Genomic DNA, 24745 nt, shown 5'->3' on the forward strand with positions numbered 1-24745 from the left:
ATGGGCACGATCGCGATTTGGCTGCATGCCGACTGGGATCGGTAGCGCAGTAAAGCCACGAAATAATAGCGCCGCGTGACGACATAACACCAGATACCTTGTCCATTAAACTAGCGCAAGTTACCGTGTCATAAACAGTATTATATAAAGCCATCAATCCAATAGTGCCAGTCATGCCATTTTTTTATGGTTGACATACTGGTACTCGGCATGCCGTTAATGTAAATGGGTATCGTTGATTTTGTTTTGCCAACAATGGCCAAGGTTGTAACAGCGCCAGCGCTCGTGATCCGGTTTATTGCCGAAGTGCTTATTTGTATCGTTTGAACAATCCATGAGCCAGTAAACGAAATTGACAGATTAATTTAACTTCCGGCAGTGTTTGCCACCGAAAGGAATCCTGAGGAAGCGCAGTTTACGAATTATCCAAACCCGGCATGAGGTACGGCGGCGGTACTAATACTTCCAACCAGGCTTGATAAATTAACTATACTCTTCATCTGGCAGATTTGGGTTGTTTAACGTTATACCTGATTTGGATCGCATCTTATACTCCAGCTATTTCAAATAGGCCAATTTGAGCAATACTCATTGCCCGAGACCCTGATATAACAATGGTGAGGCCAGTCACCGCGGCGGGAACGGCAAATTCCTTAACGTGCGGATTTGGTTGGAGTCAATAGAACTGTTCCCGGTTAGAAACGATGTCGCCCGACACGTACCAAGATGCTCAGCATGTAACGCGTCCATCTGCGCTGGCCCGAGTCGATAGTCTTCCATCCCCTGCCCCAGATGCGGCGGATATCCACGCGCAGGACAACACGAGTTACGCCGTGTCGTCGTTAGGCCAAACATGGGACGCCGCATTGCGGAAGAGCCGAGTACGCCGCAGAAATGCCTACCAATCGCGACATACTTATGCATGTTGGTCAATCGCGGCCGGCGCCAACCCCTCATTCATCGCTGCGCAAATGGACCACGCATCGGCACAGAGGGTTTTCACTGTTTACGGCGACTGGATGCCAGAAAACAACGAGGAGCAGGTCACGCTGCTAAATCAGAAATTGTCGTCTGTTGCCCCACCCATGCCCCACAGAGGAACAGCATAAGACTAATACTGTTTAATATCAGCATCTTAACACTACACTGACATATTCATCATTTCCTGATAGGCCGACACTAATTTATTCCTGACCTGCACGCCGGTTTGCAAGGATATGGATGATTTTTGCAGATCAACCATCACATCGTTCAATCCCAACGCCGAGTTGCCGGTGGCGAACGCTTCGGACTGGACGCGGGCCTGGTTTTGCGTATCGCTGATTTTAGCCAGCGACGCGCTGAGCATGCCGGCAAAATCGCCGCCGGAGTCCTGCGTTTCACTCACGCCGCCCGCGGCTCTGGCGGCAAGCTGCAATTGTTGGACCGCTGATTCGATACCCTGAATGGCCATGACATTTCCTCGATTTTTATGGTGAACGCTACCCTATCAGAACTTCAACCATCCTAAGGCGCTAAATAACGCTAAAACACCCGGTTATTTCAGCCATCGATTGTGTTGCTAAAGGCAAATAATGGCACCCACATTTATAAGATGACCGCCGGCTACGCCCGTTAAGCACAGCAGGGAGAGTGTTTTGTTATCAGCTATTAAGCCCCACCCTTTGACTCTTGGCGGAATATTGCGATGAGTACGGTTAAAAACGGTTCTACCGGACCGGGCAAGAACCCGTTCATGCCGATGCTGGAGCGCCTGCGCAGCCATCCAAAAATAGCCGCGGCCGTGGCCGCCGCCGCCGCGATAGCCGTGGTGGTGGTCCTGGCGTTATGGGCGAAAAGCCCTGATTATCGTGTGCTGTACAGCAATATCGGCGATCGCGACGGCGGCGATATCGTCGCGCAGCTGACCCAGATGAATATTCCCTATCGTTTCGCCGAACAGGGCACGGCGGTGCTGGTGCCCAGCGAATCGGTGCACGAAACCCGCCTGAAGCTGGCCAGCCTCGGCCTGCCGAAAGGCAGTTCGGTGGGATTTGAGCTGCTGGATCAGGAAAAATTCGGCATCAGCCAGTTCAGCGAACAGATCAATTACCAGCGGGCGCTGGAAGGCGAGCTGGCGCGCACCATTGAAACCCTGGGGCCGGTACAGTCGGCCCGGGTCCATTTGGCGCTGCCGAAGCCGTCGCTGTTTGTGCGCGAACAGAAAAACCCGTCCGCCTCGGTAACCCTGAACCTGCAGCCGGGCCGGGCGCTGGATGACGGCCAGGTTAACGCCATTGTCTATATGATCTCCAGCAGCGTGGCCGGTTTGCCTCCCGCCAGCGTCACGGTACTGGATCAGCAGGGGCATTTATTGACCCAGGCCGACGCCAACGGCCGCGCGCTGAACGCAACGCAGCTTAAATTTAACAGTGAACTGGAAAATCGCTACCAGCGGCGCATCGAAACCATCCTGGCGCCGATGGTCGGCGGCGCCAACGTGCATGCGCAGGTGACGGCGCAAATCGATTTCGACAGCCACGAGCAGACGGAAGAACAGTACCAGCCCAACGGGCGGGATGATAACTCGGCGATTCGGTCCAAACAGGTCGCCCAAAGCGAGCAGTTGGGCGGTTCGCCGCTGGGCGGCGTGCCCGGCGCGTTATCCAACCAGCCGGCGCCGGCTGCTACCGCGCCAATTGACAAGCCGCCGGTCACCAACACCAACGGCCAGACCGCGGCGCCCGGCGCCCGCGCCGGCGCCACCGGGCAAAATGCCAATACCGCGCAGGCCCGCACCGCCGCCACGCCGTCCAACACCCGTCATGATGAAACCATCAATTACGAGCTGGATCACAAGGTGGTCCATGTCAAACGCAGCGAGGGCAACCTGCAGCGTTTATCGGTGGCGGTAGTAGTGAACTACCTGCCCGGTGAAGCCGGCAAACCCGGCACGCCGCTTACGCCGGACCAGATTAAGCAGATTGAGGATTTAACCCGCGAGGCGATGGGGTTCTCCACCGATCGCGGCGACAGCCTCAACGTGGTGAACGCGCCGTTCGTCACCACCGACGACAACGGCGGCGTGCTGCCGTTCTGGCAACAGGCGGCGTTCTTCGACGGCCTGTTAACCGCCGGGCGCTGGCTGCTGGTGCTGCTGGCGGGATGGTTGCTGTGGCGCAAACTGGTGAAACCGCTGCTGCGGGTGAAACCCGAGACGCCGGCGGCGGCCCCGGCCGCCCCGGTCGTCGAGGATGTGGTCGTCAGGCTTAGCCGCGATCAGCAAGATGAACAAAAACGAGCGCAGCAACGGGAAAACACCGAGGCCCGCAGCCAACGGATCCGCGATATCACCGATCAGGATCCCCGTATCGTGGCGTTAGTTATCCGCCAGTGGATGAGTACCGAACAATGAGCATGACCGGAACCGAAAAAAGCGCCGTGTTGCTGATGACCCTTGGCGAGGACCGGGCGGCGGAGGTGTTCAAGCACCTGTCGGCCCGGGAAGTGCAGCAGTTAAGCAGCGCCATGGCCAATATGCACCAGACGTCGCAGCAGGAGCTGCTGGAGGTGCTGAAAGAGTTCGAGGCTGATTCCGAACAATATGCCGCGCTCAGCCTCAACGCCGGTGATTTTTTACGCTCGGTGCTGATCAAGGCCCTGGGCGAGGAACGCGCCTCCAGCCTGCTGGAAGACATCCTCGAAACCCGCGAAACCACCACCGGGATGGAAACCCTCAACTTTATGGAGCCGCAGAACGCGGCGGATTTGATCCACGAAGAACATCCGCAGATTATCGCCACCATCCTGGTCCACCTGCGGCGCTCGCAGGCCGCCGATATCCTTGCCTTGTTCGAGGAAAAACTGCGCAACGACGTCATGCTGCGCATCGCCACCTTTGGCGGCGTGCAGCCGGCCGCGCTGGCGGAGCTGACCGAAGTGCTGAACGGCCTGCTCGACGGCCAGAACCTTAAACGCAGTAAAATGGGCGGCGTGCGCACCGCTGCCGAGATTATCAACCTGATGAAAACCCAGCAGGAAGAATCAGTTATCGAGGCGGTGCGCGGCTACGACCATGAACTGGCGCAAAAAATCATCGATGAAATGTTTTTGTTCGAAAACCTGGTGGAAGTGGACGACCGCAGTATCCAGCGTCTGCTGCAGGAAGTGGAATCGGAATCCCTGCTGATTGCCTTGAAAAATGCCCAGCCGCCGTTGCGCGAAAAGTTCCTGCGCAATATGCCGCAGCGGTCGGCCGAGATCCTGCGCGACGATTTGGCCACCCGCGGGCCGGTTCGGATGTCGCAGGTGGAGAACGAACAGAAGGCGATCTTGCTGATTGTCCGCCGCCTGGCGGAAAGCGGCGAAATGGCCATCGGTGGCGGCGAGGATACCTATGTCTGATGCATTTAACCATTTACCCTGGCGCCCTTGGGCATTAACCGATCTGGCCTGCCCCGTGCCGCCGGCGCCGCTGCCGGACGCAGTGGATGCCAGGACGGACGACGCGCAGATACAACAGTCGGCCCTTAACGCGCTGCGCAATCAGGCCAAACAGGAAGCGCATCGCAGCGGTTATGCCGAAGGCGTTAAACAGGGACAGCAGGAAGGCTACCAGGACGGGCTGCGCGCCGGGCAGGAGGAAGGACGGCTGCAGATACAACGCGACCAGCAGCCGGCCGTCGCCCAATTGCAAATGCTGGTCAACGAATTCCAGCATACCCTCGACACGCTTGACAGCGTGATGGCCGAGCGGCTGGCGCAGCTGGCGCTGACCGCCGCCAGGCAGGTGTTGGGCCAGGAACCGGCCGGCGGCGGCGAGGCCATGCTGCGCCAGATCCAGCGTTTAATGCAGCAAGAGCCGTTACTGGGCGGGAAACCCCAGCTACGGGTGCATCCGACGCTGGTGCCCCTGGTGGAACAACATTTGGGCGCGACGCTAAAATTGCACGGCTGGCGCGTCATCCCCGACGACGAACTGCATCCCGGCGGCTGTAAGGTCACCTCGCCGGAAGGCGATCTCGACGCCAGCCTCGCCACCCGTTGGCATGAGCTGTGCCGCCTGGCCGCGCCGGGAGAATTGTAATGACCACCCGCCTGGGCCGTTGGCTGGACTCGCTGGACTCGCTGGAACAGCGCTTGTCCGCCACGCCGTCGGTGCGGCATTACGGCAGGCTGACCCGCGCCACCGGCCTGATTATGGAAGCGACCGGCCTGCAGTTGCCCCTGGGCGCGCCTTGCCTGATCGAGCGACAGGGCGACGGCGGCATCGAGGAAATCGATTGTGAAGTGGTGGGGTTTAACGGCGATAAGCTGTTCCTGATGCCGCTCGAGGAAGTGGAAGGCATAGTGCCGGGCGCGCGGGTCTACGCCCGCAAGCGCGCCGGCGGCCAGAACGGCAAGCAGCTGCCGCTGGGCACCGCTTTGCTTGGCCGCGTGCTGGGCGGCAGCGGCAGGCCGCTGGACGGATTGCCGCCACCGGACACCGGTTATCGCGCGTCGCTGAACACCGCGCCGGTCAATCCGCTGCAGCGTACGCCGATTTACGATGTGCTCGACGTCGGCGTGCGCACCATCAATGCCCTGCTCACCGTCGGCCGCGGCCAGCGCATGGGGCTGTTCGCCGGTTCCGGCGTGGGCAAAAGCGTGCTGCTGGGCATGATGGCGCGCTATACCAGGGCCGATGTGATCGTGGTGGGTCTTATCGGCGAGCGCGGTCGCGAAGTGAAGGATTTTATCGATAATATCCTCGGCCAGGAGGGACTGGCGCGTTCGGTGGTGATTGCCGCGCCGGCGGACGTTTCGCCGCTGCTGCGCATGCAGGGCGCCGCTTATGCCACCCGCATCGCCGAGGATTTCCGCGATCGCGGCAGCCATGTCCTGCTGATCATGGATTCTTTGACCCGCTACGCCATGGCGCAGCGTGAAATTGCCCTGGCGGTCGGCGAGCCGCCGGCCACCAAAGGCTATCCCCCATCGGTTTTCGCCCGGCTGCCCGCGCTGGTGGAACGCGCCGGCAACGGCATTAGCGGCGGCGGTTCCATCACCGCGTTTTATACCGTGCTGACCGAGGGGGACGATCAGCAAGACCCCATCGCCGACGCCGCGCGCGCCATTCTCGACGGTCATATCGTGCTGTCGCGCCAACTGGCCGAGGCCGGCCACTATCCGGCCATCGACATTGAAGCGTCGATCAGCCGCGCCATGACCGCCATCGTGCCGGCGGCGCAGGAAACGCTGGTCAGGCAGTTCAAGCAGTTGCTGTCGCGCTACCAGCGCAACCGGGATTTAATCAGCGTCGGCGCCTACGCCGCCGGCAGCGATGCGCAGCTCGATCGCGCCATCGCGCTATATCCGGCCATCGAGGCATTTTTACAGCAGGACATGCATCAACGCTGCGAATATTTGCCAGCCTGCGAGCAATTGCAGGGATTATTCAGTTAAGCCGGTTAACGGGGAACCATGAAAAGTAACGCACCGCTGGACGTTTTGCGCGAACGGGCCAAAGAAGAGCTGGACCAGGCGGCCATTCGCCTGGGGCAAATCCGCCAATCCCATCAGTTGGCCCGCAAACAGCTGGAGCAGCTACAGGAATACGAGCGGGAATACCGGCAGAAACTGCAGCGCGGCATGACCGAGGGCATGGCCTCGGCCAGTTGGTATAATTACCAGCAGTTTATCATTACGCTGGAAACCGCGATCGAACAGCACCGCGCCCTGCTGGCGCAATGGACCCAGCGGCTGCAGCAGGCGGTTCAGGTTTGGCAGAACATGCATCAGCGCCTTAACGCATTGGTCACGTTGCACACGCGTCACCAGAAGGTTCAGCTGTTGCACGATAACCGCCAGGATCAAAAACGAATGGATGAGTTCGCCCAGCGGGCTTGCGCGAGGAAACACCAATGATAGCAGCGGTCAGTGTAACAAACCTGGCGCCGGGCGGTGCCGGCACCACCACGAAAAACGCCGATGACGCCGCCGTTGATTTCAGCGCCATATTGAGCGGCAAGGTTAACGATCGGCAGCAGCCGACGCCGGTCGCCGGTCGGGCCGACTCCGCCGGCGGCGACCAGTCCGGTACGGCGGCGGACACCCTCCCGGACCCGCTAGCGGAGCCGGCCCGCGCCGATCTGCTGGCGGAAAAACTGGAGGCCAGGCTTGCCGATGGCGACCAGGCCGGCGCCACGGGCGTATTGCCGCCGTCCGCCGCCGTTGCCGATGCCGATGCCGATGCCGACGCCACCCCGGCGGCCGCACCGGCAACCACGGCGGCCCAGGACGCGGATCCGGCGCTTGACGGCGCCGCCGCCGCGGCGCTGATGGCCTTGCTGGCGCAAACCCGCCCGGCGGCAGCCAACGCCTCCGCCGCCGGGATTGCCGGTGCCGTCGACGCCACGCCGGTGGCGGGTACCGATGCCGGAAATATCGCCAGTCTGGCGGCCGGCGCCGGTAACGTCGGCGCCAATGCGATAGCCGCGGAAACCCTGGTTGCCGTCGTCGCCACGGACAGCGCCGATACGGCCCTGCCGTTGTCCGATCCCCTGGTCCAGGACGATGCTTTCAGCCAGGCCGGCGACCTGTTGACGCTAGGCCTGAAAACGGCCGCGCCGGCTGCTGCCGCCACGATAAAGAGTGCGCCGGCAACGCCGGATAAGGGTTTATTGCCGCACGCCGACGCAACGCAGTCGCCGGCGGCGGCCAATCCAATTCTCGTATCGCAGACAACCAACGCTACGGATGATTTTTCAGACCCGTCGGTTGATACCACATTAATCTTAAAGAAAACCACCGGCCTGATGCTTGACGCCCCGGCATCCACGGTGGGCGTGACGCCCGCCGCCACGCCCACGCTGAGCGCCGCCGACACGGGCGTTACCACGACCGCCACCCCGGCCACCGCGCTTATCAGCGCGCAGTTGGGCAGTGACGAATGGCGGCAGGCCATCGGCCAGCAGGTACTGATGCAGGTACGCAACGGCCAGCAGAACGCCGAGCTGCGTTTACATCCGGATAACCTAGGCGCCTTGCAGATAAGCCTGCGGATGGACGGCAATAACCAGGCGCAGATCCATCTGGCCTCGGGACATAGCCAGGTGCGTTCCGCCCTGGAGGATGCCCTGCCGCAGCTGCGCGCAGCCCTGGCTGAAAGCGGCATCAGCCTTGGACAAAGCAGCGTCGGCAGCGAAACCACGCCCAACTGGGGCGGGACCGGCCAGGATTCGGCCAATAACGCCCGTACGGCGTCGGGATTCGCCATTGACGCCCAGACCGTAATCGCCGACGACGCGGTGGCGCCGGCATCCACGGCCGCCGGCATAGATACCTTTGCCTGAAATCGCAAACGGGCAAGTTAAGGCAAATTATCCCGCCTATTCGTCCTATTGAATCGGAAGGGAAACGGGATAATTGCCATCCATAACCGGCATTTTGCGGCTGTCGCAATGGACAAGTGCCGTCACGCATACAGGAATACCAAACAGTTATGTCTCAGAATGTGCTTCCCACGGCTCGGAAACAATCAAAATGGCTCGTGGCGCTGGTGATCATCGCCCTGGCTGCCGGCGGCGCGGCGGGCTATCTCTGGTGGCAGCATAAGCTGCCCGGGCAGATGGCTAAGCAAACCGCACCGGCAGAGGCGCCGATCCCGATTTTTATGCCGTTGGACACCTTCACCGTCAACCTGGCCAATCCGGCCAACGACCCGGACCGGGTATTGTACATCGGCCTGACCCTGCGCCTGCCCGACGAGGCCACTCGCAAAGAAATGATGGATTTTTTGCCGACGGTGCGCAGCCGTTTGCTCTTGCTGCTGACCCGGCAGGACGCGGGCGCGTTGGCCAACGACCAGGGTAAGCTGCAATTGGTGGAACAGATAAAATTGATATTGAACGAACCCTTGGTGACGGGCCAGCCGCGACCCGTTGTCAATGACGTCCTTTTCACCGCCTTTATCCTGCGCTGATCATCATGGGCGACAGCATATTATCCCAGGCGGAAATCGATGCGCTGCTTAATGGCGACGACGGCGAGCAGCTGCCGGTCAGCAAAGGTATCGAAAACGAGGTCAAGCCCTACGATCCCAATACCCAGCGGCGGGTGGTGCGTGAACGGCTGCAGGCGCTGGAAATCATCAACGAGCGTTTTGCGCGATCGTTTCGCATGGGGTTGTTTAATCTGCTGCGCCGCAGTCCGGATATTACCGTCGGCGCCATCAAGATCCAGCCCTATCATGATTTTGCCCGTAACCTGCCGGTGCCGACCAACCTGAACCTGATCCATCTCAAGCCGCTGCGCGGCACCGCGCTGCTGGTGTTTTCGCCCAGCCTGGTATTTATCGCGGTCGACAATCTGTTCGGCGGCGACGGCCGGTTCCCCATCAAGGTGGAGGGCCGCGAATTTACCCATACCGAACAACGGGTGATACGCCGCATGCTCAAGCTGGCGCTGGACGGCTACGAAGACGCCTGGAACGCCATCTACAAGCTTAACGTGGAATACGTGCGCGCCGAGATGCAGGTAAAGTTCACCAATATCACCACCTCGCCCAACGATATCGTGGTCACCACGCCGTTCCACGTGGAAATCGGCTCGATGGTGGGTGAATTCTACATCTGCATCCCGTTTTCCATGATTGAACCGTTGCGGGAACTGCTCACCAATCCGCCGCTGGAATATTCCCGGGTGGAGGATCAGGGCTGGCGGGAAAACCTGGTCAACCAGGTCCAGCATACGGAACTGGAACTGGTGGCCAACTTTGCCGAAGTGTCGCTGCGGTTATCGGAAATCCTGAAGCTGGCGCCCGGCGATGTGCTGCCGATCGAAAAACCCGATTACCTGATAGCCCACGTGGACGGCGTGCCGGTACTGACCAGTACTTACGGCACCCTGAACGGTCAGTACGCGCTGAGCGTAAAACAACTTATAAATCCTGTATTGAACTCCCTTAATGAGGAACAGCCCGATGAGTGACCCTAAGAAACCGTCCGGTGAAGATAAGCCGTCCGCCGACGATCTGTGGGCGGAGGCATTCGACGAGCAGCAGTCCGCCGGCAAGGAATCACCGGCGTCCACCGACGGTATTTTCCACCAGTTGACCGCCGAGGATAGCGCCGGCCCGTTGCAGGATATCGATATGATCATGGATATCCCGGTCAAGCTGACCGTCGAGCTGGGGCGAACCAAAATGACCATCAAGGAGCTGCTGCGGCTGTCGCAAGGCTCGGTGGTGGCGCTGGACGGCCTGGCCGGCGAGCCGCTGGATATTTTGATCAACGGCTACCTGATAGCCCAGGGAGAAGTCGTGGTGGTGGCGGATAAATACGGCGTGCGTATTACCGATATCATTACGCCGTCCGAACGCATGCGCCGGTTGAGCCGCTAAATGACCGCAGCGCAACCCCTTACCGCTACGCATGCCGCCCCCGCCGCCGGTCCGGGTTTTAACGCCTCGGGCGCCCTGACCCAGATGGCGGGCGCATTGGCCGCCATCCTGCTGGTGATTGTCGTCGGCGCCTGGTTGGTGCGTAAGCTGGGCCTGGCGCCCGGGGCCGGACGGTCGCAACGGCTTAAAATGCTGGCCAGCTGTTCGGTAGGCCAGCGGGAACGCGTGGTGGTGGTCGAGGTCGAGGGCACCTGGCTGGTGCTGGGCGTTACCGCACAGCACATCACCCCCCTGCATAGCCTGCCGGCCCCGCCCGAGGCCCCGGACTCGGTCGCCGGCGCGCCGGATTTTCGCCAGCGGCTGCGGCAGGTCATGAACAGGACAGGAAACGGTCGATGATCAGGCTTGGTATTTGCCGCCCCGGAAACGGCCGGCTTATCGCCCTTGGGCTGGCGTTGCTGGCCATTGCCCCGGCGAGTTGGGCGCAGCTGCCCGGCATCATCAGCCAGCCGCTGGCGGGCGGCGGGCAAAACTGGTCGCTGCCGGTGCAGACGCTGGTTTTCCTGACCTCGCTGACCTTTATCCCGGCCGCGTTGTTGATGATGACCAGCTTTACCCGCATCATTATCGTGCTGGGCCTGCTGCGCAGCGCCATCGGCACCCCTTCCGCGCCGCCCAACCAGGTATTGCTGGGACTGGCGCTGTTCCTGACGTTTTTTATTATGGCCCCGGTGTTCAATACCATCTATGACGACGCCTATGTGCCGCTAAGCGAGAATAAAATCAGCATGCAGGCCGCGCTGGATAAAGGGGCACAGCCCCTGCGGGCCTTTATGCTGCGCCAAACGCGCGAAGCGGACCTGGCGCTGTTTGCCCGGCTGGCGAAGGCGCCGCCGCTCGACGGCCCGGAGGCGGTGCCCATGCGCATCCTGCTGCCGGCCTATGTCACCAGCGAGCTGAAAACCGCCTTCCAGATCGGGTTTACCATTTTTATCCCTTTCCTGATTATCGACCTGGTGGTGGCCAGCGTGCTGATGGCGCTCGGCATGATGATGGTGCCGCCGGCGACCATCTCGCTGCCGTTCAAACTCATGTTATTCGTGCTGGTTGACGGCTGGCAACTGCTGCTGAGTTCGCTGGCGCAGAGTTTCTATACTTAACCCTTAACGACGGACAGGCTGGATTATGACACCGGAATCAGTGATGGCCCTTGGCCACGAGGCAATTTTGGTGGCGCTGGCGCTGGCGGCGCCGCTGCTGCTGGCCGCCCTGTTCAGCGGACTTATCATCAGCCTGCTGCAGGCCGCCACCCAAATCAATGAAATGACGTTATCGTTTATCCCCAAAATCCTGGCGGTGGTCGCCACCACCGTGGTGGCCGGTCCCTGGATGCTGAACCTGATCCTGGACTATATGCGCACGCTGTTCACCAGCCTGCCTTCGCTCGCCGGCTGACGATGCTGCAACTGGACACCACCCAGCTCACGTTCTGGCTTAGCCAGTTCTTCTGGCCGCTGGTCCGCATCCTGGCACTGATCGGCACCGCGCCGCTGTTCAGCGAAAAGATCATTCCGGTACGCATCAAGCTGGGCCTGGGCATCATGGTTACCCTGGTGCTGGCGCCGGGCCTGCCGCCCATCGTTACGCCGCTGTTTTCCGTGTCCGGCCTGTGGCTGGCGATTGAACAGATGCTGATTGGCACCGCGCTGGGATTGACCATGCAGTTTGCCTTTGCCGCCATACGCATGGCCGGCGAGGTGATCGGCCTGCAGATGGGACTCTCTTTCGCCACTTTTTTCAACCCGGCCAGCGGACTGAACATGCCGGTGCTGGCCCAACTGCTCAACCTGCTTACCCTGCTGGTGTTCACCAGCCTGAACGGCCATCTGTGGATGATTTCACTGCTGGCGGACAGCTTCCATACCCTGCCCGTCTCGGGACTGCCGCTGAACGCCAATGCCTTTATGGCGCTGTGCCGCGCCGCCGGCATGATATTTATCAACGGCTTGATGCTGGCCCTGCCGATGATTACGCTGCTGCTGACGCTGAATATCGCGCTCGGCCTGCTCAACCGCGTCTCGCCGCAGCTGACCGTGTTTGTGGTGGGCTTTCCGCTGACCCTGACCATCGGCATCCTGACCTTCGGCCTGCTGCTGCCGTTACTGGCGCCCTATAGTGAAAAACTGATGGGCGAAACCTTTGACCTGCTGTCCGATATCCTGGGCGAGATGCCCCGCGGGTAAAAAAAAGGTATGTCATCCGTCGTTACCCGGATGACATACCAACGGGGCGCGCACACATGTTTACCCGCCCAAAAGGACCCGCCAGAGCCACCGGACGGGTTTGGTGCTCGGTTATCTAACTCATCGCAAACAGCGACATGCCCTGCATGGCGGTAAAGCTGCTATAAGCCGCCTGCAGCGCCACCTGCTGCTGGCTGTAGTCGGAAATTATCTTGATGGTGTCGTCCGTGTCCGCTCCCAGCACATCGCTGATACGCGCCGTATTGATGGTCGTCCTGTCGGTGCCGATGCTGTCCAGGGTATCCAGCTCGTTCAGCTTGCTGCCCACCGAGGATTGCACCGCCAGGACATTATCCAGGGAGTTGCTCATGCCGCGGGTGGCTTTATCCAGCGAGGCGGTATAGGCGGCGGCGGTGGTGTCGTCCGCGTCATCCTGCGGCGTATTCAGCGCATCCAGCGCCAGGTCGATGCTGTCGAATACGTTAGCCACGCTGTCGGAACCGTCCGGCTCGGCGGTAGACCCGGCGGTAAGGGACATGAACACCTTGCTGCCGGTATCGCCGATCTGCATCGTGCGGCTGGAATCCACCTTTTGGCTGATGGCGGTGCTGCCGCCAACATAGGTGACATTGCCATCGGCATCCTCGGCAAACGGCGCGGTATCGGTTTTATACCCCGCGAACATATAGTTGCCGTTGCCGTCTTTGCTGTTGGCCAGGTCCAGTAGCGTGTCCTTATAGGACTGCAGGCTGGTGGCCAGGGACTGGCGATCGGTGTCGCTCAATGTCCCGTCCCCCGCCTGCACCAGCAGCGTCTGGATGCTTTGTATGGTATCGGTGACCTGGTCAAGGGTGGTGGTTTCGGTCGACAGGCTGCTGTTAGCGGATGAACGCGCCGTGGCATACTGCTCGCCAACGGCCTGCGATTGGTTCAGGCGCACCGCCTGCGAGGCGGCGATAGGATCGTCGGAGGGCGCGTTGACCAGGCGTCCTGCCGCCAGTTGGAGCCCGGTAGACTGCCACGTCGCATAGCTATTGGTGATGCTTTTTAAATTTTGCTGATAAATCATGCTGGTACTAAGACGCATGGGGTTATCCTTTCGGCTTGAACAACGATAAATGTCTCAGGTCAGATTAATTGATGGCCGACAGCAAAGAGTCGAACACATCGCCGGCCGCGGTCAGTACCTTGGCGTTAGCCTGGTAATACTGCTGGTATCGGGTAAGGTCGATATATTCCTCATCCAGGTTCACCCCGGATAAAGACTGCTGTTTGGTGGTAATCTGATCGACGATATTGGATTGCGCGGTAGTGCTGACCTCGGCATTGGCGGTTTTGGTGCCGATATTGCTGACCAGGGAAGAATACGCCGTGCTCAGGGTGGCGCTGCCGCCCACCACTTTGGTGGTTTGCAAGGCCAGCAGCGCTTCGGCGTTGCGGTTGTCGCTTTCGCCGCTATCGTCCCCGTCTTGTCCCGCGGCAATTTTGGCCGGATCCGTAATAGCCACGGCCAGGCTGCTGATCACATTGCCGACGGTATTAATGGTGTATTTATCATTGGCCGCGGGCGTGCCGCTGATATCAACGCTTAAACCGTCAAAGGTCAGGGTGGTGGTGCCCGCGCCGTCGGTCGCGCTGTCGTAGTCGATGCTGGCGCCGTCGCTCGCGCGGGTGACCTGCCAGCTGCCGTTGGCGTATTTGACATTATAATCGCTGGCCTTGACCGCGCTGGTGTCCGCATAGGTCACGCTGAGCGTCGCGTCCCCGCTGTTTTTGGTATTGGTGCTCACCGTCGGATTGCTGTACGAGAAGAAATCCGTGCCGGCGTCGCCGTCCAGGTCAACCCCCTGCGCGTGCTGGGTATTGAAGCTGCCGGCGAACGCCAGCGCAATCTGGCCAAGCTGGTTACGGGCATCGTCCAGCGTGCCGGATCGGAAGGTCAGCAGGCCGCCCACGCTGCCCGTGGTCAGCGTACTGTCGGCGATTTCATTCGGCGTGCCCGTACCCCGGTCATACGCCAGGACCGTGCGGGACGGATCGGCGCTTGAGGACACCGCGGTCACCTGATAGGAGCTGCTGCCCTGCACCAGGGTCAGACCGTTGGCGAACGTCAGGTTTACCGAATTATTATCCTGGACGCTGACGGTGACGCCGACGATATCATTCAGTTCGCTGACCAGCTGATCGCGTTGGTCCAGCAGCGCGTTGGACGCGTCCCCGCTGCCCAGGCGCACGATCTGATCGTTAAGATTGGCGATCTGCTTGGTATAGCCGTTAATCTGATCCGCGCTGGAGGAGAGCTGCTGGTTAATGCTGTCGTCCATATCGTTCAGATAGTTATCGGCGCTCTGGAACTGGCTGACCAGGCTGCTGGCGCTGTCGATCACCGTTTGGCGCGCCGCGCTGTCTCCGGCGGCGCTGCTCAGCGACTGGATACTGGTAAAAAAGGTGCTCAGCTGCGTGGACAGATCGGTATCGCTGTCGGCTAATAAGCTATCAATCTGCGACACCTGGCCGTAATAGGCATTGGTCGCGGCGTAGGTGGTCGACGCGGAGCGCAGCTGGTTAACCACCAGCGAATCGTACGCGCGGCTGACGCCGGTCACCGATACGCCGCTGCCGGAGATACTGCTGCCAACCAATTCGGCCAGTTGCATGGTCTGGCGGTTATAACCGGCGACATACACATTGCTGATATTATTCGACACGGTGTTCAGCGCGCTCTGCGCCGCATTTAATCCGGTCGAGGCAATATTGATTAATGAACTGGACATTGCATTTCCTTGTTCCGGGACAGGATTGCGCCGGGGCGCAGCGCGGCGACAATCAATTGCGCAATTACCTTGGGTTATCGTCCCGCCGTGATGAAACTTGAGCGCATCCTGGTAAAAAACGCCCGCCGGTTAAAATAAATCGCCTATATCCCGGGTGGCGGTTTTCACCGTGCGCTGCGCGGCGTTTTTCAGTTGATTGATGATTTGCACCAGCTTGGCGCCGTAGGCCGGGTCGGTGGCATAACCGGCGCGTTGCAGGGCATAGGCGGCGGCCTCCGGCTGTACCGCGTTCACCACCTCGCGATAACGCGGGTTGTCGGTCAGCAGATGGATATAATCGCCCAGCGCGTCCAGGTACGAGTCATACACCCGGAAGCGCTGCTGCATCTTGACCGGCTGCCCGTTCTGGTATTCGGTGGTGGTAATGGTGGTGGTCTTGCCCTGCCAGTCATCCGACGCCTTGATGCCGAACAGGTTAAAACTGGGCTTGCCTTCGGCGGTGGGAATTTCCCGTTTGCCCCAGTCCGACTCCAGCGCCGCCTGCGCCATAATCAGGTGATGGGGAATGCCGCTTTGCCGGCTGGCGATCATCGCCGGGATCGACAGGCGTTCGGTAAAGCTTTGCCCCGAGGACGTCATCGGCTGGGGCGAGGATGTCTGGCGTTCACGCCGCCAGAATTCTCCCATCAGGGCCGGCGACATAAACTGTGCATTGATCGCGTTGGCGCTGAGCGGGGCATCGCCGGCGTACAGCGACGACGGCGTCGCGGCCTTGGCGCCCGCGGCGGCACCCGTGGCCGCTTCCGCGCCATGGCCGCCAAGCTGCTTGACCATCATATCCGCCAGCCCCAGTCCCTTGGACGTCAGCTGCTGGGACATCTGCTGATCGTAGAGGCTGGTATAGAGCTCGGTTTGCTCGCTGTTGAATAACCCGTCCTTAGGCAGGGCGGCGCGCATGCTTTTCATCATCATCTGCACAAATAATCCTTCCACCTGCTGCGCCACCGCTTTCAGCGCCTGCGGCGAGGATTGCGCCGCCTGGTTATGCAGCTTCTGCAGGGACTTAACGTCAAACGCGGCGGACGTCAGGTCGGAAGCGTCGTTAAGCTGCATCAGATAATCTCCAGCGTGGCCTGCAAACAGCCGGCGCTGTGCATCGCCTGCAGGATGGACATCAAATCATTGGGCGTGGCCCCCAGGGCATTCAGGGCGCGGATCACGCTGTTCAGGTTGGCGCTTGACGAGACCCGTTGCAGCGACCCGCCGCCCTGGTTGACCGAAATTTGCGTTTGATTGGTCACCACGGTCTGTCCGCCGGCAAAGGGCGTATCCGGCTGGCTGACGTTTTGCTGGTTATTCACCACCACGGACAGGCTGCCCTGGGCGACCGCGCAGTTGTCCAGCATCACGTTGCGGTTCATCACCACCGAGCCGGTGCGGGAATTGATGATTACCTTGGCGTCCATTTCACCAATATTAATATTGATATCCTGGATCTGCGCCAGGAAACGCACCTGGCTGCTGCTGTTGGCCGGCATTTGCAGTTCTATGGTGCGCGAGTCCAGCGCCCGGGAAATGCCCAGGCCGTTTTGCGCGTTAATGGCATCGCTGACGCGTTGCGCCAGGCTGAAGTTTTCCTGTTTTAGCTGCAGCGTGATAATCCGGCTGGTGCCGAAGGTACTGGGCAATTCGCGCTCTATTACCGCGCCGTTATTGATGCGCCCGCCGGCCAGTTGATTCACCTGCACCCGGCTGCCGCCGGACGAGGCGCCCGCGCCCCCCACCAGCAGGTTTCCCTGCGCCAGGGCATAGACCTGGTTATCGGCCCCTTTCAGCGGGGTCATGAGCAAGGTGCCGCCGCGCAGGCTTTTTGCCGATCCCATGGAGGACACCACGATATCAATATTCTGCCCGGCGCGGCCGAACGCGGGATAATTGGCGGTCACCATCACCGCGGCGACATTCTTTAGCTGCATATTAGTGCCGCTCGGCACCGTAATGCCCAGCTGCGATAACATATTGGTCAGGCTTTGGGTGGTAAACGGCGTCTGGGTGGTCTGGTCGCCGGTACCGTCCAGCCCCACCACCAGCCCGTAGCCTATCAGCGGGTTATCCCGCACGCCCTGAATATCCACCAGGTCGCGCAGCCGCTCCGCCCCGGCCGGCAGCGCCGGCAATATAAGGGCTAGCACGCAGGCAACCTGCCGCCAGCGTGACCATAACGAGGAATTGCGCATGCTTGGCGTCCTTAAAAAGGTGAGACATTGAGGAAAAAGCGTTGCAACCAACCCATCTCCTGCGCTTCGTTGATATAACCTTTACCCACGTACTCGATGCGCGCGTCCGCCACCTGGGTGGAGATCACCGCGTTGCTGCCGTTGATGGTGCGCGGATTCACCACGCCGGAGAAGCGGATATATTCGGCGCCCTGGTTAATGGCAATCTGTTTTTCGCCCACCACCTTCAGGTTGCCGTTGGCCAGTACCTGATCGACGGTAACGGTAATGGTGCCGGTAAAGGTATTCTTGGCGGTGGCGCCGCCCTTGCCGTCGAAATCATTGGTGCCGGCGGCGTCCAGGTCCACCTTGCCGTTGCCGAGCAGGCCGGTCAGCGGTTTCGGCGTGGTGGTCATGGCCAGGGTATTGGTGCCTTCCCGCGTCGCATTGGCGGTGGAGCTCTTGCTGGCGCTCACATTTTCCTGCAGGGTGATGGTCAGGATATCGCCGACGTTGCGCGGCCGCCGGTCCTCAAACAACGGCTGGTAGCCGTAATTCATCGGCTGCACCGTCTGGAAAATCGAGCCGTTGGCAACCGGTATCGACGCCGGCGCCGGCTGGGCGGTGGTGGCGCCCTGCACCAGGTTTTTGTGCGGCATATAGGCGCAGCCCGGAAGCGTCAACAGGCCCAGGGCCGTCAGGGCGACCGCCATCGGCAGGCGAAGGCGCGCCCCGGGTGCCGCCGGCGATATGGTAATAATCTCTCTCAGTTTCATATGCCTGTCGTGTCCTGGCCGACAAAAAACGTCCTGGGGCGAGTTTGTGACGGCGTCACTCATAATATTCATTTTGGTCAATATTTTTGTTACAGCGTAACGTTAATCTGACATTTACGTTACAACGTCACCCGACAAGGGCAAGACCTACAGCTGCGTCAGTTTTTGCAGCATGGCATCCGAGGCCGACACCGCTTTGCTGTTGATCTCGTAAGCGCGCTGGACCTGAATCATATCCACCAGCTCTTCGGCGACATTGACGTTGGAGGTTTCGACGTAACCTTGGTAAAGCAGGCCGACGCCGTTCTGCCCGGGCGTCGACTCGGCGGGCGCGCCCGAGCTGTCGGTTTCCTGGTAGAGGTTTTCGCCGAGGCTTTCCAGTCCGGCCTCGTTGATGAAGTTACTGATGGTTAGCTGCCCCACCTGGGTTGCGGCGGCCTGCCCTTGGGTGGTTACGCTTACCACCCCATCGCGCGCGACGGTAATCGTCAGGGCGTTATCCGGTATGGTAATGGCCGGCTGGATCTGGTAGCCGCTGGAGGTCACCAACTGGCCGTTTTGATCCACCTGGAATGAGCCGTCGCGGGTATAGGCAGTGGTGCCGTCAGGCAGCTGCACCTGGAAAAAGCCTTTGCCGTTGATGGCAATATCCTTGGTGTTTTCGGTTTGTTCCAGATTGCCCTGGCTGTGCAGGCGCTCCGTGGATACCGGCCGCACGCCGGTGCCAAGCTGCAGGCCCGAAGGCAGCGTGGTCTGTTCCGACGACTGCGCGCCGGGCTGGCGTACGGTCTGGTACAGCAAATCCTCGAATACCGCCCGCTGGCGTTTAAAGCCGTTGGTGCTGACGTTCGCCAGGTTATTGGAAATAACATCCATGTTGGTCTGCTGCGCGTCCAGGCCGGTCTTGGCAATCCACAATGAACGGATCATCCGTTTAAACTCCAGAAAAATTAGCTGATAGAAAGCAGTTGATTGGCATGCTCTGCGTTCTGGTCGACGTCGGTAATCACCTTCATCTGCATTTCGAAACGCCGCGCGCTGCCTATCATGTCCACCAGGGTTTCGGCGGTGTTGACGTTACTGCCTTCGAGCACGCCGGGCATGACCTTGACGGTATTGTCGTTGGGCAAGGCGTCGCCCACCGTCGCCGCGGCGGCGGCGGACAGATGGAACAGGCCGTCGTCGCCGCGCACCAGTTGGCCCTGGTCGGTCGGTTTCACCCGTTTGAGCTGGCCGACCGGGCCGATGGTATTGGGCGCGTCGCCGTCGCCCAGCGCCGACACCGTGCCGTCGGCGGCAAGCGTGATCGACGACTGGGTCGGCACCACCAGCGGGCCGTTTTGCCCCATGACGGGATAACCCTGGATCTGCAGCTGGCCGGTGGCGTCCACCTGCATATTGCCGTTGCGGGTATAGGCTTCGGCGCCGTCGGGCAGTTGCACCGCCAGCCAGCCCTGATCCTGCACCGCGACATCCAGCGGCCGCGCGGTATTATCCAGCGGCCCCTGGGTCATCAGCGCGCCGGGCGTCGAGGCGACCACCAGCGTGCGGGTCGGCAGGGTTTGGCCTTCCACCGGCACCGCCCGCATGGCCGACAGCTGCGCGCGGAAACCCGGCGTTGACGAATTGGCCAGGTTATTGGTAATGATCGCCTGCTGGTCAAGGGTCTGGCCGGCCGCGCCCATGGCGGTATAAATTGCGTGATCCATTGGCTTATTCCGTCAGGGTGATCAGCTCAGGTTGACCAGCGTCTGCATGATGGTGTCCTGCGCCTTGATGGTTTGCGCATTCGACTGGTAGTCGCGCTGGGCGACGATCAGGTTCACCAGCTCCTTGCTCAAATCGACGTTGGAGCTTTCCAGCGCGCCGCTGGTCAGGGTGCCGAAGGTGCCGGTGCCCGCGGTGCCGACGATGGCCTGCCCGGAGGCGGACGTGGCGGTCCAGACGTTATCGCCGGCCGATTGCAGCCCCTGCGGGTTGGCAAAATTGGCCAGGATGATTTGCCCCAGCAACTGGGTTTTGCCATTGGAATAGGTGCCGGTAATGGTGCCGTCGTCGGCGATTTCGTAGCTGCTCAAATCGCCGGCGGAATAGCCGTCCTGGATTTGGCTGCTGACGCTGCTGGCGGTGGTATACTGCTGCTGGCTGCCGGTAAAGCTGAGGTTAAAGGTGTTGGCCGCCGAGCCGTTCACGCCGGCCATGTCCACATCGAAGTTATCGGTTCCGGTCAGCACGCCGTTGCTGTTGAACGACAAGGTGCCGAGGTCGGTTACCGTGCCGGTGCTGTCGCTGCCGTCCACGCTGTGTACCTGCCAGGTATTGTCGGCGGATTTGACGAAATACAGGCTGATGTTATGCGGATTGCCCAGGCTGTCATAGGTGGTCAGCGGCTGGGAAAAGCTGTAGGTGGCGGAATCGTCGGGGTCAAAGGCGGCATCGTCAAGCGTATCCGAATCGGAATTCAGTTTCAGCACCATGGTGCTGGTGGTGGTGGCTTTTGCCGCCAGGCCGGTGGTGGGAATGCTCAGGTTAACCGGATCCGTCCCCTGCTGGATGGTGGGCGGCGTGCCGCTGGCGGTGTAACCGGTGACGTTAAGGCCGGTGCTGGTGACCAGGTTGCGGTTGTCATCGAGCTTGAAATCGCCGTTGCGGGAGTAATATACCGCACCGCTGTCGTCCGTCAGCCGGAAAAAACCGTTATTGGAAATCGCCACGTTCAGGCCGTTATCCGTGGTATTGACCGTGCCGTCATTAAAGTTCTGGCTGACCGCGGCAACCGTGACCCCCAGGCCGACCTTTGAACTGGCGAACACGTCGGCAAACGAAACCGACGCGGATTTAAAACCGGTGGTTTCTGAGTTGGCGATATTGTTGCCAATCACGTTCAGATTGGTCGAGGCCGCGTTTAAGCCGCTAACCGCTTGTGAAAACGACATTTTACTCTTCTCCTGTAGTGGTTGACCCCGGGCATGTCGCGAAAACAACCAAGCCGGTTAAATGATTTGCTGAACCTTATCCAGGGTGACGTTGCCCGCCAGTCCGAGATTTAACGACGACACGCCGTCGGTGGTGCTCACCCCATAGACCAGGGCGTATTTCAACGCCGTGGCGTCTGTGCTGGCGCCGGATGACGAGGTGGCGGCCAGCGAGAAGGTATAGGACCCCTCCGCCACGGCGGTGCCGGTATCATCGGTACCGTCCCAGCTGTAGGTATGGACGCCGGCGGTCTGCGCGCCGAGATCCACCGTGCGCACCACGTTGCCCGAGGCGTCCTTGATGGTGACGGTGACATCGCTTGCCGCGTTGTCCAGTTGCAAACCGAACGGCGTGGTCGAGCTATCGCTGCCCACCAGGATGTCGGTGCCGTCGATCATCACGCCGTGGCCGACCAGGGTAGATGCCTGCAGGGACTGGCTGGTATTCAGCTGGGTGGAAATGGATCCCAGCGTGGTATTCAGGTTTTCGATACCGCTCAGCGTGCTGATCTGCGCCAGTTGGGTGGTCAGTTCAGCGTTATCCATGGGATTGGTCGGATCCTGGTTTTGCAACTGCGCCACCAGCAGGGTAAGGAATTGGCTTTGCAGGTCGCTGCTGCTTTCGGTGCCGGTCGTGCTCGTGGTGCTGGTGGTGGCGGTGGTATTGTCTACCGGGTCATTCAGGCTTACTGAAACTCCCATCTTATCCTCCGGTTATTGGCCAAGTGTCAGGGTTTTCTGCATCAACGTCTTTGCGGTATTCAGTACTTCGATGTTGGCCTGGTAGCTGCGCGAGGCCGACATGCTGTTCACCATCTCATCGACCACGTTGACGTTCGGCATCCGCACATAACCCTTGTCGTCCGCCAGCGGGTTGCCCGGCTGGTAGACCAGTTTTTCCGCCGCGGGCGATTCCACCACGCCGCTGACCCGCACGCCGCCAATCTCCTGGCCGGCGGGCGCCGCGACCTGGAATATCACTTCCTTGGCATGATAGGGCTGGCCGTCCGGCCCGGTGACGCTGTCCGCATTGGCCAGGTTGCTGGCGGCGACGTTCATCCGCTGGGACTGGGCGGTCAGCGCCGAGCCGGAAATATCGAAAATCGAGGTCATACTCATGGGCTATTTATTCCTGTAGCACCGACATCATGTTTTTGATCTGCCCGCCCAGCACCGTCAGGTCGGTTTGGTATTGCAGGCTGTTTTCGGCGAACTCCGTTCTTTCGCGATCCATATCGACGGTATTGCCGTCCAGGGCAGGCTGGTCCGGCACACGGTATAATAATTCGCTGGTCGGCGCCGTGGAGGTGGTCGCCTCGATATGCCGCGCGGAGGTGGTGGTCAGCGACAGCGAATTGCCGCTGGCCCGCCCTTGGGTGAGCGCCTTGTTTAATTCGCTGGAGAAATCGATATCTCGCGCCTGGTAACCCGGGGTATCGGCATTGGCGATATTGGCGGCAAGAATTTCCTGACGCTGCGCGCGCAGGTTGAGGGCCTCCTGCTGGAATTGCAGGGCAGCATCAAGTTTATCAATCATCATTTTCCTAAAAGAAGGCCATATGGATTTATGGATGCCAGCTTAATCGCATCATTACCTTCCCTATCGTTGGAATAAGCGTAAATTGCAGCGCTATTTTACCCATTGGCCGGAAACCCCGACCGGTACACTTGTTTCCCGGGACGGCCTGACAACCCACCCGATGACGGCGCGACCTTTATTGAAAACCCATGAATTAAGGATTTGGCGTGAGCGGACATCATATCCACCAGTCGGCGGCCGGGCATGCCGGCGCGGGGCCGGAACAGCGCTTACCGCGCCGGGAAGGCGCCACGCTGCGGGCGGCTTATTTTTGCCTGTGCGGCCTGGCCGGCGTCCTGATGCCGTCCTCCGGCGCCGGGGCCGCCGATCGCCTGACCGAACAATTGACCGCGTTTATGGCGGGGCAATACGCCACGCCGCCGGTGTCATTGGACGTGCTGGTGAAAACGCCCGCCGCCCAGCGGCAAAACTGCGAGTCGCCGCAGTTCACGCTGCCGTCGCGCAATCGGATCTGGGGCAATATCAGCATCGCCATCGTCTGTGGCGCACAAAAGCGCTATGTGCAGGCCGAGGTGCGGGTAACGGATAAATACCTGATCGCTGCCCGGCCCATCGCGGCGAAACAGACGCTGGCGGACGGGGATGTAGCCTGGCGCACCGGGCGTCTGGATCTGCTGTCTTCCATGCCGTTAACCGATATGGCCTTAGCCGAAGGCAGCGTAAGCGAACGCGCCATCGGCAGCGGCCAGCCGTTAACCGCCGCCATGCTGCGGCGCCCCTGGCAGGTGAAAACCGGCCAGCAGGTACAGATTTCCGCGCAGGGGGAAGGATTTGCCATCCAAAGCACCGGCAAGGCGATGAACAACGCGGCGGTAAACGACCGGCTGCGGGTGCGCATGGATTCCGGCCAGATGGTCAACGGCCGGCTGCTGGCCGACGGCACTGTTCAGGTTATGCTATAAATTAGTAACAATATTATAAAAAAAATTAAAGCTTTGAAGGATCCGACCGATAATTTAAGTCTACCCTTCCATGCCTTGAATGACACGATAAGTGAGGCTGTATGAGTATCGATACTACCCGCCCTATTCCCGGGTTGTCGCCGATTCAGAATTCTGAACTCAGCAACGCCCAGCCGCAAAAAAGCAGCGCGGCCGGCGCCAGCGGCGACAGCCAGGAAACCCAGGTCAATCTCAGTGATGCCCAGGCACGGCTGCGCCAGCCAAACAGCCAGGATTTCAACAGCGCCAAGGTGGAAAGCCTGAAGCAGGCTATCCGCAACGGCGAGTTGAAAGTGGATACCGGCAAAATCGCCGATGAGCTGATTGCCCAGACGCAATCGATGCTGGATGAGTAACCGACGGACATGAACGAACTGGAACAAATCTGCGGCCGGATGTTGGGTATTTTGCAGCAACTGGAGTTGACCCTGGTCGAGGAACAGCGTTTACTCAGCGCCGGCCAGGTGAACCCCGCCTTATTGCACAGGGTTACGGAAAATAAAAACGAGCAGTTGACCACCCTGCAGTACGTCGACCAGCAGCGCCAGCGGCTGGCGGCAACCCTCTACGCCGGCATCCCGCCATACGGCGCCTTTCCCGGCCTGCACCAAATCTGGCTCGCCATCACGCAGCTCACGGAAAACCTGAGCCGCAATAACTACCGTAACGGCCTGCTGTTATCGCAACATTTTACCCATAACCAGCAGGTGTTGACGGTGCTGGAAGAGTACCAAACCCAGCGCCGCATGTATGGCCCCGACGGACAATCCCTGGGCGGCGGCGCGCTCGGCCGCAGGTTCAGCGTTTAACCTCACGTCATGCCAAAGGGCGGGGCTAGCGCGCCCCGCCGCGTTAGCGAA

The 24745-nt window shown here is 60.3% G+C and carries 28 protein-coding genes and 1 pseudogene; 17 read left to right on the forward strand and 12 right to left on the reverse strand.

Annotation, left to right across the window (positions count from 1 at the left end):
• Positions 1–827 precede the first annotated feature (827 nt).
• Positions 828–1109: pseudogene (locus tag GRH90_RS26195) on the forward strand (site-specific integrase); the annotation flags it as partial.
• A gap of 32 nt (positions 1110–1141) precedes the next feature.
• Here GRH90_RS26195 and fliE read toward each other — a convergent pair.
• A complete protein-coding gene (fliE, locus tag GRH90_RS07510) occupies positions 1142–1453 on the reverse strand; it encodes a flagellar hook-basal body complex protein FliE (protein ID WP_162365317.1) in 312 nt (103 codons plus the stop codon).
• 234 nt (positions 1454–1687) lie between these two features.
• Here fliE and fliF point away from each other — a divergent pair, with 234 nt between their 5' ends.
• The 13 genes from fliF to fliR all read left to right on the forward strand — a co-directional run bounded on the left by fliF (position 1688) and on the right by fliR (position 12603).
• Entirely contained in the window at positions 1688–3394 is a 1707-nt protein-coding gene (fliF, locus tag GRH90_RS07515; protein ID WP_162365318.1) for a flagellar basal-body MS-ring/collar protein FliF, read from the forward strand.
• Positions 3391–4383, forward strand: a complete 993-nt coding sequence (gene fliG, locus GRH90_RS07520; protein WP_162365319.1) for a flagellar motor switch protein FliG — start codon at positions 3391–3393, stop codon at positions 4381–4383. Before fliF ends, fliG begins: the two co-directional genes overlap by 4 nt.
• Positions 4376–5065, forward strand: coding sequence for a flagellar assembly protein FliH (fliH, locus tag GRH90_RS07525; RefSeq protein WP_162365320.1), 690 nt, complete (start codon positions 4376–4378; stop codon positions 5063–5065). Before fliG ends, fliH begins: the two co-directional genes overlap by 8 nt.
• Positions 5065–6423, forward strand: a complete 1359-nt coding sequence (fliI, locus tag GRH90_RS07530) for a flagellar protein export ATPase FliI (protein WP_162365321.1) — start codon at positions 5065–5067, stop codon at positions 6421–6423. Before fliH ends, fliI begins: the two co-directional genes overlap by 1 nt.
• 18 nt (positions 6424–6441) lie before the next feature.
• Positions 6442–6885 carry a flagellar export protein FliJ gene (gene fliJ / locus GRH90_RS07535; protein WP_162365322.1) on the forward strand — a complete coding sequence of 148 codons (444 nt, stop codon included), beginning with the start codon at positions 6442–6444 and terminating at the stop codon, positions 6883–6885.
• On the forward strand, positions 6882–8312 hold the full coding sequence (locus GRH90_RS07540) for a flagellar hook-length control protein FliK (RefSeq protein WP_246235924.1): 1431 nt from the start codon (positions 6882–6884) through the stop codon (positions 8310–8312). The genes fliJ and GRH90_RS07540 overlap by 4 nt, the downstream gene beginning before the upstream one ends.
• A gap of 149 nt (positions 8313–8461) precedes the next feature.
• Entirely contained in the window at positions 8462–8941 is a 480-nt protein-coding gene (gene fliL / locus GRH90_RS07545; RefSeq protein WP_162365323.1) for a flagellar basal body-associated protein FliL, read from the forward strand.
• A 5-nt stretch (positions 8942–8946) separates the two neighbouring features.
• Entirely contained in the window at positions 8947–9948 is a 1002-nt protein-coding gene (fliM, locus tag GRH90_RS07550) for a flagellar motor switch protein FliM (protein ID WP_162365324.1), read from the forward strand.
• Positions 9941–10360 (forward strand): flagellar motor switch protein FliN, encoded by a 420-nt coding sequence (fliN, locus tag GRH90_RS07555; protein ID WP_162365325.1) that lies wholly within the window; start codon positions 9941–9943, stop codon positions 10358–10360. The genes fliM and fliN overlap by 8 nt, the downstream gene beginning before the upstream one ends.
• The gene (fliO, locus tag GRH90_RS07560; protein WP_162365326.1) at positions 10361–10759 is read left to right on the forward strand and encodes a flagellar biosynthetic protein FliO; all 399 of its coding nucleotides are present in this window, start codon (positions 10361–10363) and stop codon (positions 10757–10759) included.
• A complete protein-coding gene (fliP, locus tag GRH90_RS07565; protein WP_246235926.1) occupies positions 10756–11520 on the forward strand; it encodes a flagellar type III secretion system pore protein FliP in 765 nt (254 codons plus the stop codon). Before fliO ends, fliP begins: the two co-directional genes overlap by 4 nt.
• 25 nt (positions 11521–11545) lie before the next feature.
• Positions 11546–11815, forward strand: coding sequence for a flagellar biosynthesis protein FliQ (fliQ, locus tag GRH90_RS07570; RefSeq protein WP_162365327.1), 270 nt, complete (start codon positions 11546–11548; stop codon positions 11813–11815).
• A gap of 2 nt (positions 11816–11817) precedes the next feature.
• On the forward strand, positions 11818–12603 hold the full coding sequence (fliR, locus tag GRH90_RS07575; protein ID WP_162365328.1) for a flagellar biosynthetic protein FliR: 786 nt from the start codon (positions 11818–11820) through the stop codon (positions 12601–12603).
• A gap of 115 nt (positions 12604–12718) precedes the next feature.
• Here the strand turns inward: fliR and flgL are convergent, their stop codons facing one another.
• From flgL to flgB, 11 genes are all read right to left on the reverse strand, one after another.
• Positions 12719–13690, reverse strand: a complete 972-nt coding sequence (gene flgL / locus GRH90_RS07580) for a flagellar hook-associated protein FlgL (RefSeq protein ID WP_162365329.1) — start codon at positions 13688–13690, stop codon at positions 12719–12721.
• Between the two features lie 46 nt (positions 13691–13736).
• Positions 13737–15377 (reverse strand): flagellar hook-associated protein FlgK, encoded by a 1641-nt coding sequence (flgK, locus tag GRH90_RS07585; RefSeq protein ID WP_162365330.1) that lies wholly within the window; start codon positions 15375–15377, stop codon positions 13737–13739.
• A gap of 129 nt (positions 15378–15506) precedes the next feature.
• Complete coding sequence (gene flgJ / locus GRH90_RS07590; protein WP_162365331.1) at positions 15507–16490, reverse strand: flagellar assembly peptidoglycan hydrolase FlgJ; 984 nt, start codon at positions 16488–16490, stop codon at positions 15507–15509.
• The gene (locus tag GRH90_RS07595) at positions 16490–17614 is read right to left on the reverse strand and encodes a flagellar basal body P-ring protein FlgI (RefSeq protein ID WP_162365332.1); all 1125 of its coding nucleotides are present in this window, start codon (positions 17612–17614) and stop codon (positions 16490–16492) included. Before GRH90_RS07595 ends, flgJ begins: the two co-directional genes overlap by 1 nt.
• An 11-nt stretch (positions 17615–17625) precedes the next feature.
• Positions 17626–18306, reverse strand: coding sequence for a flagellar basal body L-ring protein FlgH (locus GRH90_RS07600; protein ID WP_178113070.1), 681 nt, complete (start codon positions 18304–18306; stop codon positions 17626–17628).
• A 210-nt stretch (positions 18307–18516) separates the two neighbouring features.
• Complete coding sequence (flgG, locus tag GRH90_RS07605) at positions 18517–19299, reverse strand: flagellar basal-body rod protein FlgG (protein ID WP_162365334.1); 783 nt, start codon at positions 19297–19299, stop codon at positions 18517–18519.
• Between the two features lie 20 nt (positions 19300–19319).
• Positions 19320–20078: a flagellar basal-body rod protein FlgF gene (gene flgF, locus GRH90_RS07610; RefSeq protein WP_162365335.1), complete on the reverse strand. Its 759-nt coding sequence runs from the start codon at positions 20076–20078 to the stop codon at positions 19320–19322.
• A 21-nt stretch (positions 20079–20099) separates the two neighbouring features.
• Positions 20100–21305, reverse strand: a complete 1206-nt coding sequence (gene flgE, locus GRH90_RS07615) for a flagellar hook protein FlgE (protein WP_162365336.1) — start codon at positions 21303–21305, stop codon at positions 20100–20102.
• 57 nt (positions 21306–21362) lie between these two features.
• Complete coding sequence (flgD, locus tag GRH90_RS07620; RefSeq protein ID WP_162365337.1) at positions 21363–22046, reverse strand: flagellar hook assembly protein FlgD; 684 nt, start codon at positions 22044–22046, stop codon at positions 21363–21365.
• Positions 22047–22058: 12 nt separating this feature from the next.
• Complete coding sequence (flgC, locus tag GRH90_RS07625) at positions 22059–22463, reverse strand: flagellar basal body rod protein FlgC (protein WP_162365338.1); 405 nt, start codon at positions 22461–22463, stop codon at positions 22059–22061.
• A gap of 7 nt (positions 22464–22470) precedes the next feature.
• Positions 22471–22881: a flagellar basal body rod protein FlgB gene (gene flgB, locus GRH90_RS07630; protein WP_162365339.1), complete on the reverse strand. Its 411-nt coding sequence runs from the start codon at positions 22879–22881 to the stop codon at positions 22471–22473.
• A gap of 209 nt (positions 22882–23090) precedes the next feature.
• Between flgB and flgA the strand changes: the two genes are divergently transcribed.
• From flgA to GRH90_RS07645, 3 genes are all read left to right on the forward strand, one after another.
• Entirely contained in the window at positions 23091–23846 is a 756-nt protein-coding gene (flgA, locus tag GRH90_RS07635; RefSeq protein WP_312857175.1) for a flagellar basal body P-ring formation chaperone FlgA, read from the forward strand.
• A gap of 101 nt (positions 23847–23947) precedes the next feature.
• On the forward strand, positions 23948–24241 hold the full coding sequence (gene flgM, locus GRH90_RS07640) for a flagellar biosynthesis anti-sigma factor FlgM (protein ID WP_162365340.1): 294 nt from the start codon (positions 23948–23950) through the stop codon (positions 24239–24241).
• Positions 24242–24250: 9 nt separating this feature from the next.
• Positions 24251–24694, forward strand: coding sequence for a flagellar protein FlgN (locus tag GRH90_RS07645; protein ID WP_162365341.1), 444 nt, complete (start codon positions 24251–24253; stop codon positions 24692–24694).
• Positions 24695–24745: the final 51 nt, after the last annotated feature.

Source organism: Acerihabitans arboris (genome assembly GCF_010131535.1).
Taxonomy (GTDB): Bacteria; Pseudomonadota; Gammaproteobacteria; order Enterobacterales; family Enterobacteriaceae; genus Acerihabitans; species Acerihabitans arboris.

Bases quoted from the DNA above. Each gene is read 5' to 3' on its own strand.
- fliN (WP_162365325.1), top strand. From the start codon at position 9,941: ATGAGTGACCCTAAGAAACCGTCCGGTGAAGATAAGCCGTCCGCCGAC.
- fliH (WP_162365320.1), top strand. From the start codon at position 4,376: ATGTCTGATGCATTTAACCATTTACCCTGGCGCCCTTGGGCATTAACC.
- flgF (WP_162365335.1), bottom strand. From the start codon at position 20,078: ATGGATCACGCAATTTATACCGCCATGGGCGCGGCCGGCCAGACCCTT.
- fliF (WP_162365318.1), top strand. From the start codon at position 1,688: ATGAGTACGGTTAAAAACGGTTCTACCGGACCGGGCAAGAACCCGTTC.
- fliL (WP_162365323.1), top strand. From the start codon at position 8,462: ATGTCTCAGAATGTGCTTCCCACGGCTCGGAAACAATCAAAATGGCTC.
- fliO (WP_162365326.1), top strand. From the start codon at position 10,361: ATGACCGCAGCGCAACCCCTTACCGCTACGCATGCCGCCCCCGCCGCC.
- flgB (WP_162365339.1), bottom strand. From the start codon at position 22,881: ATGATTGATAAACTTGATGCTGCCCTGCAATTCCAGCAGGAGGCCCTC.
- flgM (WP_162365340.1), top strand. From the start codon at position 23,948: ATGAGTATCGATACTACCCGCCCTATTCCCGGGTTGTCGCCGATTCAG.
- flgG (WP_162365334.1), bottom strand. From the start codon at position 19,299: ATGATCCGTTCATTGTGGATTGCCAAGACCGGCCTGGACGCGCAGCAG.
- GRH90_RS07600 (WP_178113070.1), bottom strand. From the start codon at position 18,306: ATGGCGGTCGCCCTGACGGCCCTGGGCCTGTTGACGCTTCCGGGCTGC.
- flgE (WP_162365336.1), bottom strand. From the start codon at position 21,305: ATGTCGTTTTCACAAGCGGTTAGCGGCTTAAACGCGGCCTCGACCAAT.
- flgC (WP_162365338.1), bottom strand. From the start codon at position 22,463: ATGAGTATGACCTCGATTTTCGATATTTCCGGCTCGGCGCTGACCGCC.
- fliQ (WP_162365327.1), top strand. From the start codon at position 11,546: ATGACACCGGAATCAGTGATGGCCCTTGGCCACGAGGCAATTTTGGTG.
- GRH90_RS07645 (WP_162365341.1), top strand. From the start codon at position 24,251: ATGAACGAACTGGAACAAATCTGCGGCCGGATGTTGGGTATTTTGCAG.
- flgJ (WP_162365331.1), bottom strand. From the start codon at position 16,490: ATGCAGCTTAACGACGCTTCCGACCTGACGTCCGCCGCGTTTGACGTT.
- fliM (WP_162365324.1), top strand. From the start codon at position 8,947: ATGGGCGACAGCATATTATCCCAGGCGGAAATCGATGCGCTGCTTAAT.
- fliJ (WP_162365322.1), top strand. From the start codon at position 6,442: ATGAAAAGTAACGCACCGCTGGACGTTTTGCGCGAACGGGCCAAAGAA.
- GRH90_RS07595 (WP_162365332.1), bottom strand. From the start codon at position 17,614: ATGCGCAATTCCTCGTTATGGTCACGCTGGCGGCAGGTTGCCTGCGTG.
- fliR (WP_162365328.1), top strand. From the start codon at position 11,818: ATGCTGCAACTGGACACCACCCAGCTCACGTTCTGGCTTAGCCAGTTC.
- flgK (WP_162365330.1), bottom strand. From the start codon at position 15,377: ATGTCCAGTTCATTAATCAATATTGCCTCGACCGGATTAAATGCGGCG.
- flgD (WP_162365337.1), bottom strand. From the start codon at position 22,046: ATGGGAGTTTCAGTAAGCCTGAATGACCCGGTAGACAATACCACCGCC.
- fliP (WP_246235926.1), top strand. From the start codon at position 10,756: ATGATCAGGCTTGGTATTTGCCGCCCCGGAAACGGCCGGCTTATCGCC.
- fliG (WP_162365319.1), top strand. From the start codon at position 3,391: ATGAGCATGACCGGAACCGAAAAAAGCGCCGTGTTGCTGATGACCCTT.
- fliE (WP_162365317.1), bottom strand. From the start codon at position 1,453: ATGGCCATTCAGGGTATCGAATCAGCGGTCCAACAATTGCAGCTTGCC.
- fliI (WP_162365321.1), top strand. From the start codon at position 5,065: ATGACCACCCGCCTGGGCCGTTGGCTGGACTCGCTGGACTCGCTGGAA.
- GRH90_RS07540 (WP_246235924.1), top strand. From the start codon at position 6,882: ATGATAGCAGCGGTCAGTGTAACAAACCTGGCGCCGGGCGGTGCCGGC.
- flgL (WP_162365329.1), bottom strand. From the start codon at position 13,690: ATGCGTCTTAGTACCAGCATGATTTATCAGCAAAATTTAAAAAGCATC.